The organism is Aminobacter sp. DSM 101952 (assembly GCF_001424795.1).
Lineage (GTDB): Bacteria > Pseudomonadota > Alphaproteobacteria > Rhizobiales > Rhizobiaceae > Aminobacter > Aminobacter aganoensis.
Window position 1 is genome coordinate 369,589 of sequence record NZ_LMCL01000012.1, and the last position, 14,333, is coordinate 383,921.

Annotated in this window: 8 protein-coding genes; 3 read left to right on the forward strand and 5 right to left on the reverse strand. The window is 65.9% G+C overall.

Going from position 1 to position 14,333, the window contains the following annotated elements:
- The first annotated feature begins 13 nt into the window (after positions 1–13).
- Together ASC75_RS11900 and purH are read left to right on the forward strand one after the other, a co-directional pair.
- Positions 14–1,735: a heparinase II/III family protein gene (locus ASC75_RS11900; protein WP_055974981.1), complete on the forward strand. Its 1,722-nt coding sequence runs from the start codon at positions 14–16 to the stop codon at positions 1,733–1,735.
- Positions 1,736–1,828: 93 nt separating this feature from the next.
- Positions 1,829–3,445: a bifunctional phosphoribosylaminoimidazolecarboxamide formyltransferase/IMP cyclohydrolase gene (gene purH, locus ASC75_RS11905; RefSeq protein WP_055974984.1), complete on the forward strand. Its 1,617-nt coding sequence runs from the start codon at positions 1,829–1,831 to the stop codon at positions 3,443–3,445.
- 140 nt (positions 3,446–3,585) lie between these two features.
- Here purH and ASC75_RS11910 read toward each other — a convergent pair whose 3' ends face one another.
- The 3 genes from ASC75_RS11910 to ASC75_RS11920 all read right to left on the reverse strand — a co-directional run bounded on the left by ASC75_RS11910 (position 3,586) and on the right by ASC75_RS11920 (position 10,664).
- Positions 3,586–4,962: an MFS transporter gene (locus ASC75_RS11910; RefSeq protein WP_184117379.1), complete on the reverse strand. Its 1,377-nt coding sequence runs from the start codon at positions 4,960–4,962 to the stop codon at positions 3,586–3,588.
- Between the two features lie 117 nt (positions 4,963–5,079).
- Positions 5,080–9,864: an NAD-glutamate dehydrogenase gene (locus tag ASC75_RS11915; RefSeq protein WP_055974988.1), complete on the reverse strand. Its 4,785-nt coding sequence runs from the start codon at positions 9,862–9,864 to the stop codon at positions 5,080–5,082.
- 188 nt (positions 9,865–10,052) lie between these two features.
- Entirely contained in the window at positions 10,053–10,664 is a 612-nt protein-coding gene (locus ASC75_RS11920; protein WP_055974990.1) for a LysE family translocator, read from the reverse strand.
- A gap of 206 nt (positions 10,665–10,870) precedes the next feature.
- Here ASC75_RS11920 and ASC75_RS11925 point away from each other — a divergent pair, with 206 nt between their 5' ends.
- The gene (locus ASC75_RS11925; protein ID WP_055974993.1) at positions 10,871–11,155 is read left to right on the forward strand and encodes a YciI family protein; all 285 of its coding nucleotides are present in this window, start codon (positions 10,871–10,873) and stop codon (positions 11,153–11,155) included.
- An 80-nt stretch (positions 11,156–11,235) separates the two neighbouring features.
- Here ASC75_RS11925 and typA read toward each other — a convergent pair whose 3' ends face one another.
- Entirely contained in the window at positions 11,236–13,056 is a 1,821-nt protein-coding gene (typA, locus tag ASC75_RS11930) for a translational GTPase TypA (protein ID WP_055974997.1), read from the reverse strand.
- A 132-nt stretch (positions 13,057–13,188) separates the two neighbouring features.
- Positions 13,189–14,145 (reverse strand): small ribosomal subunit Rsm22 family protein, encoded by a 957-nt coding sequence (locus ASC75_RS11935; RefSeq protein WP_055975000.1) that lies wholly within the window; start codon positions 14,143–14,145, stop codon positions 13,189–13,191.
- Positions 14,146–14,333: the final 188 nt, after the last annotated feature.

Here is a 14,333-nt window from a genome sequence, read left to right on the forward strand (position 1 = left end):
GTCGGGAGGGATATTGTCGATTTCGGCGGACAACACGACGCGCCTGTGGACGCTCGTCGCCAAGGAGTTCTGGCGCAAGGCACGTCGGCGTTTGCGCGCCGGTCCGGCCTATCGCTGGCGCTACTCGGGGCGTACGCCCGAACGCGTGCTCATTGCTCCGCCCGACCTGCGGCTCGCCGATCCCCAGATCGCGCTTGAAATCTACTATGGCCGCTTTCCGCTGTCCGGCCACCTGGTCGAGACCGGCGGCCAGTCACCCTTCACGGTCGAAGTGCCCAACAGGGGCTGGCAGCGCAGCCTGCACGGTTTCCGCTGGCTGCGCCACATGCGCGCCGCCGGCACCGAACTCGCCGCAGCGAATGCGCGGGCGCTGGTGTCCGACTGGATTGCCATGCACGGCAACCGCATCTCCGGCGTCGCCTGGGAGCCGGCCACCACTGCCAAGCGCATCATCGCCTGGCTCCAGCATTCCTCGGTCGTGTTGCAGGGCGCCGAATTCTCCTTCTACCGGTCGTTCCTGCGCTCGCTGGCGATGCAGATCCGCTACCTCCGCTCGATGGCGCGCGAAATGCCCGCCGGCAAGGACCGGCTCAGGGCGCGCATCGCGCTTGCCTTCGCCGCCCTGTCCCTGCCCGCGCCGGTCTCGGCCCTGCGCTCGGCGACGCGCAGCCTCGCCGAAGAGCTCGACCGCCAGATCCTGCCTGACGGCGGCCATGTCTCGCGCAACCCGATGGCGGTGCTGGAGATCCTCGCCGACCTCCTGCCGCTGCGCCACACCTATGCCAACCAGGCCGAGCAGCCGCCGTTGGCGCTGATCAATGCGGTCGAACGCATGCTGCCCGCCCTGCGCTTCTTCCGCCACCAGGACGGCAGCCTTGCCCGCTTCAACGGCATGGGCGCCACCATCCACGACCGCATAGCGGCGATCCTGCGCCATGACGACACCGCCGGCTCGCCGCCGCTGCATGCCACCCACTCCGGCTACGAGCGGCTGGCCATGGGCGGCACCACCGTCATTGCCGACACCGGCACCGCCCCGCCCATCGACGTGTCGAACCACGCCCATGCCGGCTGCCTGTCCTTCGAGATGTCGTCGGGCCGGCAGCACTACATCGTCAACGCCGGCGTCGACACCTATGGCATCGCCGAACTGCGGCCACTGGCCCGCGCCACCGCCGCGCATTCCACAGTCACGATCAACGACACCTCGTCGGCAAGTTTTGCCCATTCGCAGCGCGTCAGCGGCCTGCTCGGCAGCCCGCTTTTCGGCGGCCCCAAATCGGTGTCCACGCAGCGCCTCGACAAGCCCGGCATCCATGGCTTCATCGCCAGCCACGACGGCTACGCCCAGCGCTTCGGCCTCCATCACGAGCGCGAGCTCAGCCTGTCGGCCGGCGGCAGCATCCTGTCGGGCTGCGACCGCCTGCTGCGCACCGGCAAGACGCCGATCCGGAACGACGGCCGCGATCTCGTCAGCGTGCGCTTCCATGTCCATCCCGACATCCAGCTGTTCCGCGACCAGAAGGAGCGGCTGGTGCTGACCGGCCCCGACATCGACACCTGGGTCTTCATCTCGCCGGACATCCCCGCCGAGGTCGAGGAATCGATCTATTTTGCGGGGCTTGGCGGGCCACGCCGCTCGCACCAGATCGTGCTGTCGTTCAAGGCTTCGGAAGTGTCCGAGGTGCACTGGCAATTCTCCCGCACCCGCATCATCAGCCGCCTCGAAAACTGAGCGAAAGGCCCTGCGCGCCTTGATTTCCAAACGTCATATGGTACGCCGCCCGCACGCAGCTCCTCCCATCCAGCCGTGAAAGGCCCCCTCGCCATGGCCGTCGTTTCCAAGAAGATCCCCGCTCCCGATCTGGTGCCGATCCGTCGCGCCCTGCTGTCGGTTTCCGACAAGACAGGCCTGATCGAGTTCGCCAAGTGCCTCGCCAATATCGGCGTCGAGCTTGTGTCGACCGGCGGCACGGCCAAGAGCATCGCAGCCGAAGGGATCGCGGTCCGCGACGTCTCCGAACTGACCGGCTTCCCCGAGATCATGGACGGCCGCGTCAAGACGCTGCATCCGTCGGTGCACGGCGCGCTGTTAGGTGTCCGTGACGACCCCGAGCACGCTGCCGCCATGGCCGAGCACGGCATCGAGCCGATCGACCTCGTGGTGGTCAATCTCTATCCGTTCGAAGAGGTGCGCGATTCCGGCGCCCACTACGCCTCGATCGTCGAGAACATCGACATCGGCGGGCCGGCCATGGTCCGTGCCTCGGCCAAGAACCACGCCTATGTCGCCATCGTCACCGACCCCGCCGACTACAAGGACGTGCTCGACGCCATCGTCGCCAACAATGGCAGCCTGCCCTACGAGATGCGTAAGAAGCTCGCCGCCAAGGCGTTCGCCCGCACCGCGGCCTATGACGCCGCGATCTCCGGCTGGTTTGCCGAAGCGCTCGAAATCGAGACGCCCGACTGGCGCGCCTTCGGTGGCAGGCTCGAGAGCGTCATGCGCTATGGCGAGAACCCGCATCAGTCGGCCGGCTTCTACCTGACCGGCGACAAGCGCCCCGGCGTCGCCACCGCCACCCAGTTGCAGGGCAAGCAGCTCTCCTACAACAACATCAACGACACCGATGCCGCCTTCGAGCTCGCCGGCGAGTTCGATCCGGTCCGCACCGCCGCGGTCGCCATCATCAAGCACGCCAACCCATGCGGCGTCGCCGAAGGCGCCAGCCTCGCGGAAGCCTATGCCAAGGCGCTGGCCTGCGATCCGGTTTCGGCCTTTGGCGGCATCGTCGCGCTGAACCGCATCCTCGACGCCGAGGCGGCCGAGGAGATCGTCAAGATCTTCACCGAAGTCATCATCGCGCCAGCCGCCACGCCGGAGGCCCAGGCCATCGTCGCCGCCAAGAAGAACCTGCGCCTGCTGGTGACGGGTGGGCTGCCCGATCCGGACCGCGCCGGCCTGGCCGTCAAGTCGGTTGCCGGCGGCCTGCTCGTCCAGTCACGCGACAACGCCATCGTCGACGCGCTTGACCTCAACGTCGTCACCAGGCGCCAGCCGACCCAGCGCGAGATCGAGGATATGAAGTTCGCCTTCCGTGTCGCCAAGCACGTCAAGTCGAACGCCATCGTCTATGCCCGCGACCTGGCCACCGTCGGCATCGGCGCCGGCCAGATGAGCCGGGTTGACTCCTCCCGCATCGCCGCACGCAAGGCGCTCGACGCGGCCGAGGCCGCCGGCCTCACCGAACCGCTGACCAAGGGTTCGGTCGTCGCCTCCGACGCCTTCTTCCCCTTCGCCGACGGCCTGCTGTCGGCCGTCGAGGCCGGCGCCACCGCCGTCATCCAGCCGGGCGGCTCGATGCGCGACGACGACGTCATCGCCGCCGCCGACGAGCATGGCATCGCCATGATCTTCACCGGTGTCAGGCATTTCAGGCATTGAGGCCCTTACCCTCCCCCTTGTAGGAAGGGTCGATCCGCGCAGCGGGGTGGGAGTCGCCAAGACTGTACCCAGCCACGTCTCGATCGTTTTACCCGGCAAAGCTTTCCCGCCGGCCCTTCCCGCTAGGGAAGGGTAACGCGCTACTTCACTTCATCAGCCGGATAGGGCGTCCGCAGCAGCACCGCCAGCCCGACGGCGAAGAAGATGATGATCATCGCCATGCCGAGGCGTGGCGAACCGCTCAATGCGGTCACCGTCGCGACCGCGAAAGGCGCGACGAAGCTGGTCGCCCGGCCCGACAGCGCATAGAGCCCGAAATAACGCCCCGCCTCGTCGGCCGAGACGCTGCGCGCCATGTAGGATCGCGACGAGGCCTGCACCGGACCGAAGGCGATGCCGACCAGCAGGCCGAAGGCGATGTAGGCCTTTTCCGCCGGCGTGCCGAACAGCCCGCCGGTGTCGGCGCCCGGCATCTGCCAGATGCCGAACAGCGTGTAACCCGGCCCGGTCGAGACGATGCCGATGGTGGCGATCGTCAGCAGGATGAGTGAGACCACGACCACCACCTTCGAGCCGAACCCTGTGTCGAGACGGCTGGCGACGAGACAGCCGAAGATGGCGACGACGTTGAGGATGATGCCGTAGATGCCGATCTCGGTGATGGTCCAGCCGAACATCGCCGCGGCGAACGCGCCGCCGAGCCCGAGCAATGCGTTGACGCCGTCCTGGTAGATCATGCGGGCGACCAGGAAGCGGAAGATGCCGGTGCGCTGGCGCACCTCGCCCAATGTCGATCTGAGCTCGCTCAGGCCCAGGCGCACGGCCGGGCGGATGGCGATGCCCTTGCCGCTGTCGGGCGTGAGCAGGAACATGGGCAGGATGAAGATCAGGTACCACAACGCCGAGATCGGGCCGGTGGCGCGTGCATCCTCTCCGAGTTTCGGATCGATGCCGAACAGCGGCTCGGCGCCGATGATGGTCTTGCCGGTTTCGAGCGATGCCGCCAGGAAGCCGACGACGAAGACCAGAACGATCATGCCGCCGAGATAACCGAGACCCCAGGCGATGTTCGAAATCTTGCCGATCTCGTCCTTCGCCACCAGGCGCGGCATCATCGAATCGTTGAACACGATCGAAAACTCCGCCGCTACCGAGGCGAGCGAAAAAAGCAAGACGATCGGCACCAGTGGCGAGCCGGGTTCGGCGTACCAGAGCAGACACAGGCTGATGATCTTGATCGCGGCGAAGAAGGCGATCCATGGCTTGCGCGGCCCTGTCTGGTCGGCGATCGAGCCGAGCACCGGCGACAGGATGGCGATGACGAAGCCGGCAGCGGCGATGCCGTAGCCCCAGGCCGCCTGGCCCATGGCCGGATCGGTCGCCATGCGCGAGACGAAATAGGGGCCGAAGATGAAAGTGGTGACCACGGTGAAGAAAGGTTGCGCCGCCCAGTCGAACAGCATCCAGCCCCAGACGCCACGCCGCGGCGTACGTTGAACCACCATCGTCTCAGCCATCATCCCTCCACGCGCGCCGCATCTGCGCGTCGTTGCGAGCTATAACGCAGTTCGCTTGCGTGGTCCTTGAGGAAATGCCCGCCGCGATTTTCCGCGGCAGGCCGGTTTGATAGGCCACTACCGGCCCGACAGGTCGCTCATCAGGCCGGCGGCAACCGTCAGCTTCGACACACTGATGTCGCCGCCCTCGGTCAGCGCCTGCAGCCTTTCGCGGGTACGGTTGATGCGCTCGCCACCGGCGTCGAGCCAGGCAGCGACAGGATCGGCAGCCGAGCCGAAGCCGGTAAGGGCTGCAACCGCGATGCCGCGCCGTGCCGCGCCGATCGTGTCCGACGCCCGGGAAAGAGCCAGCCCCTCATAATAGTCGGAGCTCGATATCGCATTGGCGGCGTCTTCGATGCGCGGAATGCGGAACGCCTCGCTGACGGCGAAGAACGACTTGGCTGCCGCGACGATGTCGGCCTTGGCCGTCTTGGCCACCAGAGCGATGTCAGGCACCAGTTCGCCGACTTCGAGCAGCGACAGCCGCTCGGCCAGTTTCTCGGGCGCACCGGCAGCCGCAAAGCCCGCCTTCCGCTTCTGGATGCGGTCCTGGGTGAAGGCAGGCAGCATGCCGGCAAACTTGTGCTCGAGCGCCGCCCGAGCCTGGTGCAGCTCGGCGATGCGACTTGCCAGCGGCGCGTCGCCGTGGTCGTTCCTGAGGTACCAGCCGCATGTCGCAAACAGCAGCCGGCTCACAGCCTGGTAGAGGTCGAGCTGCGTCGTGCCATCGACGACATTGTCCAGCGCGTCGATCTCGGCATAGAGCCCGGGCAGCGCAAAGCCGTCGCGCACGACCGCAAAGACCCGCGCCACGTCCGCCGCCGACCGGCCGCTCGCTTCCTGCAGGCGGTTGACGAAGGACGGCCCGCCGCGATTGACGAGATCGTTCACCAGCACGCGCGTGATGATCTCGCGGCGCAGCCGGTGGCCGCCGATCTCCGCCTCGTATTTCCTGGCCATGCGACCGGGGAAATAGCCCATCAGGTCGCGTGCGAACTGGGCATCGTCGGGCAGGTCGCTGGCGACGATGTCGGAGAACAGCACGATCTTGGCATAGGCGAGCAGCACGCCGAGCTCGGGTCGGGTCAGCGCCTCGCCGCGCGTCTGGCGCTCGGCCAGCGCAGCCTGGCTCGGCAGGTTCTCTACCGCGCGGTCGAGCAGGCCGCGCGCTTCGAGCGCGCTCATGAAGCGCCCCTGATGCGCGATGTCCTGGATGCCGCGCCGGGCGGCGAGAGACAACGCCAGCGTCTGCTCGTAGTTGTTGGCCAGCACCAGCCCCGCCACCTCCTCGGTCATCTCGGCGAGCAGCTTGTTGCGCGCCAGGCGCTGGAGCGAACCGGAGCGCATCGCCGAAGCCAGGGCAATCTTGATGTTGACCTCGACGTCGGACGAATTCACGCCGCCCGAATTGTCGATGGCGTCCGAATTGCAGCGCCCTCCCTTGAGCCCGAATTCGATGCGCGCCCGTTGCGTCGTGCCGAGATTGGCGCCTTCGCCGATGACCTTGGCGCGAACCTCGCTGGCCGTCGCGCGGATCGCGTCGTTGGCCCGGTCGCCGGCCTCCTGGTTCGTTTCGCCGGTTGCCCGGACATAGGTGCCGATGCCGCCGAACCACAACAGGTCCACCGGCGCCCGCAGGATGGCACTCATGATCTCGGTCGGCGAAGCGGTGGTCTTCTCCAGTCCGATCGCAGCAGCAGCAGCCGCGGGCAGCGTCACCGATTTCTGCGTCCGTGGGACGATCACCCCGCCGACCGACAGCTTCGACTTGTCATAGTCCTGCCAGCTCGAACGCGGCAGGGCGAACATGCGCTTGCGCTCGGCAAACGACGCCGCCATGTCGGGATCGGGATCGATGAAGATGTCGCGATGGTCGAAGGCCGCGATCAGCCTGGTCTGCTCGGACAACAGCATGCCATTGCCGAACACGTCGCCCGACATGTCGCCGACACCGACGGTGGTGAACGGCGACGTCTGGATGTCGCGGTTCATCTCGCGGAAATGCCGCTTCACCGCCTCCCAGGCGCCGCGCGCGGTGATGCCCATCTTCTTGTGGTCGTAGCCGGCCGAGCCGCCCGACGCGAACGCGTCGTCGAGCCAGAAGCCATGCTTCTCGCTGATGCCGTTGGCAGTGTCCGAGAAGGTTGCGGTGCCCTTGTCGGCGGCGACGACGAAATAGGAATCGTCGACGTCGCGCCGCACCACGTCCTTTGGCGGCACGACCTTGTCGCCGTCGATATTGTCGGTGATCGACAGCATCGACGAGACGAAGTTGATGTAGGCCGCCCGGCCCGCCTCGAAGGTGGCATCGCGGCTGCCGCCGACCGGCAACCGCTTCGGGAAGAAGCCGCCCTTGGCGCCGACCGGCACGATGACGGCGTTCTTGACCTGCTGTGCCTTCACCAGGCCCAGCACTTCGGTGCGGTAGTCCTGTGCCCGGTCCGACCAGCGCAGGCCGCCGCGCGCCACCGGGCCAAAGCGCAGGTGCACGCCCTCGACCTCGGAACCGTAGACGAAGATCTCGCGCCACGGCCGCGGCTCGGGCAGGCCGTCAACGCTGCGCGAATCGAGCTTGATCGCCAGCGACTGGCCCCGTTCCTTCTTGCCGGCGACGAAGTGGTTGGTCCTGAGCGACGCCTCGATCAGGTTGACGTAGCGACGGATGATGGTGTCGTCGTCGATGTTAGGGACCGCTTCCAGCGCATCCTTGATCTTGGCCTTGAGATGCTTGGCCGTGACCAGCCCGTCTTTTTCCTGCGCCGGGTCGAGCCTGGCGAGGAACAGCTGGTGCAGGCCGCGCGCGATATCGGGATAGCGGTTGAGCGCCGCGGCGATGAAATCCTGGCTCTGCGGAATGCCGGCCTGCTGCAGATAGCGGCCATAGGCGCGCAGGATGACGATCTCGTTGGCGCCGAGCCCCGCCGTCTGCGCCAGCGCGTTGTAGCCGTCATTGTCGGCATCGCCGGTCCACACCGACAGGAATACCTCCTCGAACAGCAGTCCGCCGTCGGCGAGGTCGATCGGCTGGCCGTAGGCGTTCTCCAGCTCCATGTCGTGAATGAAGATCTGGTCTTCGCCCTTTTCGCCGAGCTCGAAGGTACGCTCGCTGATCACCCGGAAGCCCATGTTCTCGAGCAGGGGCACGCGCCGCGACAGCGCCACCGGCGCGCCGTGGTGGTAGATCTTCAGCGAAGCCTGTTCCGGGGCCTGGCCGGCGTCGCGGTAGCAATCGATGACGATCGGGTTGGCGGCGCTGACGGTGGTGATCCGCTCGGCGTCGAGCAGGGCGGCCGTCGGCGAGAAACTGTTCTGGTAGTCCTGCGGAAAATGGCTGGCGACACTGACCAGCGACGCGGGCGAACCCGCCTCCGCCGACGCTTCGCGCAGCCCGTCTTCCCAGGTCGTGACGATGTCGCGGATCGCCGCTTCGATTGCCGATTGCTCGACCTTGGGCGTCTTGCCGCCGGAGCGGCCGATGATGAAGTGCACACGCGCCAGCCCGCCTTCGGGGAAGGCCGGGTAATAGGCAGACAGGCGGCCTTCGAACACCTTCTTGAGATAGGCGCCGATCCGCTCGCGCGCGACCGAATCGTAGCGGTCGCGCGGCACGAAGACGAGAACCGAGACGAAGCGGTCGAACTGGTCGACGCGAACCAGCGCGCGAACGCGTGGCCGCTCGACCAGGCCGAGGATTGCCTCGGCATGCTTGCGCAACGTCGGCACCGCGATTTGGAAAAGCTCGTCGCGCGGATAGGATTCAAGCACGTTGATCAGTGCCTTGCCGGAATGATCGGCGGGATCGAAACCCGATTTATGTATCACCGTCTCGGCCTTGGACCGCAGATAGGGGATCTTCATCACCGACCGTGTGTAGGCCGTCGAGGTGAACAGGCCGACGATGCGCAACTCGCCCGAAAGCTGGCCCTTGGCGTCGTACGTCTTGACGCCGATGTAGTCGAGATAGGCACGGCGGTGCACGGCCGACTTGGCATTGGCCTTGGTGACGATCAGCGGATCGGGGCCATGCAGGAAGACACGGATTTCCGGCGTCGTCGACATCGCAGCGACGGTGTCGCGGCGCAGAACCAGCACGTCGGGGTCGGCGAGGATACCCAGGCCCGGCTTGTCGGCGCGCTCCAGCGTTCCGCTCTTCTCGCCGCCCGAATATTTGAACTCGCGCATGCCGAGGAAGGTGAAATTGTCATCGCGCAGCCATTCGAGGAAGGCGATCGCCTCGAGCACCGCGTTCTTGTCGAGCGGGATCGGCGCATAGCGGAATTCCGAGATCGCCTGGTCGAGCCGAGCCAGCATCCGCTTCCAATCGGTCACGGCGGCGCGGACCTGGCCGAGCAGCTTCTTCAGCCGCTCGCGCAGCGCTTCCGCGGCGTCCTTGCCGAGCAGCGGGATGTGGACATGGATGACGCTCAGCTTGTCGGCACCCTGGTCGCCCTTGCCGTCGCTCAGGATCTCGTCGACGCCGGTACGGCCGTGGCGCACGCGCAGCACGGGATGGGTGACGAGTACCGGCTCGCCGGCTGCCTCGGTGATCTCGCCGAGGACCGAATCGAACAGGAACGGCATGTTGTCGTTGACGACGGTGACGACAGTCACCGGCCGGCCGTGCCGGATCACGCCCCCGCCGGTCTCGATGTCGATCACCGACGACCCCTTGCGGTGCTTGAGAACCGCCTGCTCGGCCAGGTGAGCCGCGCGCTCCAGCATGCCGGGTTCGTAGTCGGCCACATCCTCGGCAGGAGCGCGGCCAAGCAGGAGTTCAAGAATTTGTGGGGGTTTGGCGGAGGATTTGGAGGACGATGCAGTCTTGGCAGGTTTCGCCTTCGACTTCACTGATGCGGCCATGACGTTAGTTTCTCCCGTCCCGTCATATGCTTTTGCGACTATCGTAGCAGATGGCCCGCGTTTAGCGACAAAGGTTTGACGGAACGTTTGCAAAAATGCCTGCGCAGCGGGCACGCCGTGCCTGCTTTTGAGGCTGACGCAACGTCCTCAGGGCCTCCCGCTGCCAATCCCTGCCGAGAAAACCGGCACTATCTGGCGGCAATCGCCGCAGCCGCTCCAGCCATCGTCGTCGCGCTGACGCGATTGGCGATTCGCATTGCCCGATTGCTCCTCAGCAGCTTGCGCGCCTGCGCAGCCGCAAGCACCCAGCACAGGTCGATGGCGATCAGCACCGCAGCCATCGTCAGCGTCAGTTCCAGCCAGCCGACAACTGTGACGGAAGCGAGATCGATGATGGTCGGCAGCAGCGCGAGGTAGAACATCATGATCTTGGGATTACCCAAGGTCACGGCCATGCCGGCAGCGAACAGCCGGACTGCCGAATCCTGGCGCGGCATCTCGCCTTCACGCGCCTCGACCGGTGCGGTCCACATCTTCCAGGCGAGGTAGACGAGATAGGCGACGCCAAGCCATTTCACGATCACGAACGCCAGGTGGAAAGATTGCGCCACGAATGCGAGCCCGAACACCGCCAGCGACAGCCAGATCGCCTCCCCCATCCACATCGCCGCCAGGAACGGCAGCACGTCGCGAAAACCCTTCGAGATCACCCGTGCAACCAGGGCGGCGATCGACGGGCCGGGCGAACCCGCCGCCACCAGCAATGCGCCGGCAAAGATCAGAAGCGAAGTCGTTTCCATCGTCTTTTCCCCTTGAACTGGCAGCCAGAACTTATGCCAACGGCAAGATCTTGCAACCGGCGGACGATGCCGGCCGCAATGGCGAGATTTTGACGGAACCGGGCACCGGACGGCGCTTGCCCGCGACAGGCTTCGGGCGGATGGTGCGTCCTGCGCTGGCAAGATGCCGGGTGGCCGGCCTGTCGGCACGCCACGGGAGGTATGTCATGGCCAAGTTTCTCTTCGTCTATCACGGCGGTGCGATACCGCAGTCGCAGGAAGAAGGCGCAACGGTGATGAAGGCCTGGATGGACTGGTTTGCCGCCCTGGGAGCGGCCGTCGTCGATGGCGGTGCACCGGTCGGCACGTCCCAGACGGTCGCCGCCAATCCGGTGAGCGGCTACTCGGTCTTCGATGCGAAAGATGCCGCCGACGCTGCGCGCATCACCAAGGGTTGCCCGATCCTTGCCGCCGGCGGTTCGGTCGAGGTGGCGCCGATCATCGAGATGTGACAATCGACGCGATCCTGTCTTGCAAACAAAAAAGGGCGCCTCCAGTGGAGACGCCCTTTTTTGGTTCATGTCGGGTTGGCTTATGCCGCGCCCTTCGACTTTTCGAAGCGCTTGCGCTCGTTCGGGTCGAGATAGAGCTTGCGCAGGCGGATGGTCTTCGGCGTCACCTCGACCAGCTCGTCGTCCTGGATCCAGGCCAGGGCGCGCTCGAGCGTCATGCGGATCGGCGGCGTCAGGCGAACGGCTTCATCCTTGCCGGCGGCGCGGATGTTGGTCAGCTTCTTGCCCTTCAGCACGTTGACTTCGAGGTCATTGTCGCGGCTGTGGATGCCGATGATCATGCCCTGATAGACCTTGACGCCGGCGTCGATGACCATCGGGCCGCGATCTTCGAGGTTCCACATGGCGAACGCCACCGACTCGCCCTGGTCGTTGGAGATCAGCACGCCATTGGTACGGCCGGGCAGCTCGCCCTTGTAGGGCTGGTAAGAGTGGAACAGGCGGTTCATGACGGCCGTGCCGCGCGTATCGGTGAGCAGCTCCGACTGATAGCCGATCAGGCCGCGCGTCGGCGCGTGGAACACCAGGCGCTGGCGGTTGCCGCCCGAAGGACGCAGCTCGACCATCTCGGCCTTGCGCTCCGACATCTTCTGCACGACGACGCCGGCATGCTCCTCGTCGACGTCGATGACGACTTCTTCGACGGGCTCGAGCAGTTCGCCGTTCTCATCCTTCTGCATGACCACGCGCGGACGCGACACGGCCAGCTCGAAGCCTTCGCGGCGCATCGTTTCGATCAGCACCGCAAGCTGCAATTCGCCACGACCGGACACGAAGAACGAGTCCTTGTCCGGCGACTCTTCGATCCTGAGCGCGACGTTGCCTTCTGCTTCCTTCATCAGGCGGTCGCGAATGACGCGGCTGGTCACCTTGTCGCCCTCGGTGCCGGCCAGCGGCGAATCGTTGACGATGAAGGACATGGTGACGGTTGGCGGATCGATCGGCTGCGCGGCCATCGGCGCGTTCACCGACGGATCGCAGAAGGTGTCGGCGACGGTGCCCTTCGAAAGACCGGCAATGGCGACGATGTCGCCTGCGTGGGCCTCTTCGATCGGCTGGCGTTCGATGCCGCGGAAGGCGAGGATCTTGGTAACGCGGCCGTTTTCCAGCAGCGTGCCGTCATGGTGCAGCACCTTGACAGCCTGGTTCGGCTTCAGCGTGCCGGCCTCGATGCGGCCGGTGATGATGCGGCCGAGGAACGGGTTGGCCTCGAGGATGGTGCCGATCATGCGGAACGGGCCGGGATTAACCGTCGGCGCCGGAACATGCTTGAGCACGAGGTCGAACAGCGGTGCCAGGCCCTGGTCCTTCGGGCCTTCCGGATTCTCGGAAACCCAGCCATCGCGGCCCGAACCGTAGAGGATCGGGAAGTCGAGCTGCTCGTCGGTGGCGTCGAGCGCCGCGAACAGGTCGAACACCTCGTTGATGACTTCCTGGTGGCGGGCGTCGGGACGGTCGATCTTGTTGATGACGACGATCGGGCGGAGGCCGACCTTGAGCGCCTTGCCGACCACGAACTTGGTCTGCGGCATCGGGCCTTCTGCAGCGTCGACAAGCACGATGGCGCTGTCGACCATCGACAGGATGCGCTCGACTTCACCGCCGAAATCGGCGTGGCCCGGCGTGTCAACGATGTTGATGCGGGTCTCTTTCCAATCGACCGAGGTCGCCTTGGCCAGGATGGTGATGCCGCGTTCTTTTTCGATATCGCCCGAGTCCATCGCGCGCTCGGCGACGCGCTGATTTTCACGGAAAGAACCGGATTGCTTGAGGAGCGCATCGACGAGCGTGGTCTTGCCATGGTCGACGTGCGCGATGATCGCGATATTGCGGAGGTTCATATGTCTACTCGGGAGCGTTGCGGGCACTGCCTGTCGACGCGCCGCGTTTCGTGTGGGCGGGCTCATACAGCTTTTTTCGCAAATGCGAAAGGGGGGCGGGCAAATCGACTGATTTTCCTTCGCCCCGCAAGGCTACAAAATGTCGCCCCAGTCGACCCGGCGCGCCGTCCTGAACTGGTCGCCGTCGCGCTTGGTCAGGAGTTTTTCGACGAGGGAGCCATCGCTCTGGCAAAGCTTCAGCTGGATCTTTCCCGAGCCGCCGCGCGCTGGCGCCAGCACCCGGGCGGCATGCGTGTCGGCGGGCAGGCGCGATGCCGCAAGGAAGATGTACTTCTCGTCTTCCCAGGGCACGTCGCCGCGCTTGGTCAGGCGATGAACGCGCGAGCGCGCCACGCGCCGCGAAAAATGGCACCAGTCGGGTTCGACGATCGGGCAGGCCTGGCTGTGCGGACAAGGTGCCGCCAGATGCCCACCCAGCTCGACGAGCCGCGACCGCACCCCGACGATCCGTCGCCAGCCGGCCGGCGTGCCCGGCTCGACGATGACCAAGAGCCCCGAGGTCGCAGCCCACAGCCGCTCGATCAGGGTCAGCCCTTCGGCCGGCGAAAGCTCGTCCAGCACATAGGCCAGCGTCACCAGTTCGGCTTTTTCGGCGTCGAAGCTCTTGGAGGCATCCGCTGCTCGCCACTCGACATCGACACCCGCATGCGCCGAAAGCTCCTCTCCGACCTTCCGGATCGGCTGGCTGGCTTCGAGCATCGTCGCCGAGGCAAGCGTCGGCCAGCAGTCGGCGGCGGCCCAAAGTGCCGTGCCGGGCCCGGCGCCGACGTCGAGCAGGCTCTTCGGCTCGAAATCCGGCATAAGCTCGGCCGCGCTCTCGAGGCTCGCCCTGACCGCGGCAAATGTCGCCGGCAGCCGTGTCGCCAGATAGGCACGGGCAAACATCTCGTCGGACAGGTGCAGGCGGCCATCGCGCGTCTCGGCGCGATAGCGGCTCGACAGCGTGTCGGCGGCGCACTGCAACTCGGCCAGCGGCACGCCTTCCAGCGCCCGGTCGACCGCCGCCCGCAATGCTGCCGGTAGTTCCATCTTTGTCCTATTCCTAATGCTCTTGGTGGTGTTGATACACCCACCCGTCCCCCACCCCACAAGGGGGACGCCCTCTCGCCACCTCCGATGAAACGTCAAGGCAGTGCAAAGACATCAACGAAAGAGCTCGGCATGCGAAGCCCTCAAGTTCCGCTCCCCTTTGTGGGGAGGGGTTAGAGGTGGGGGCA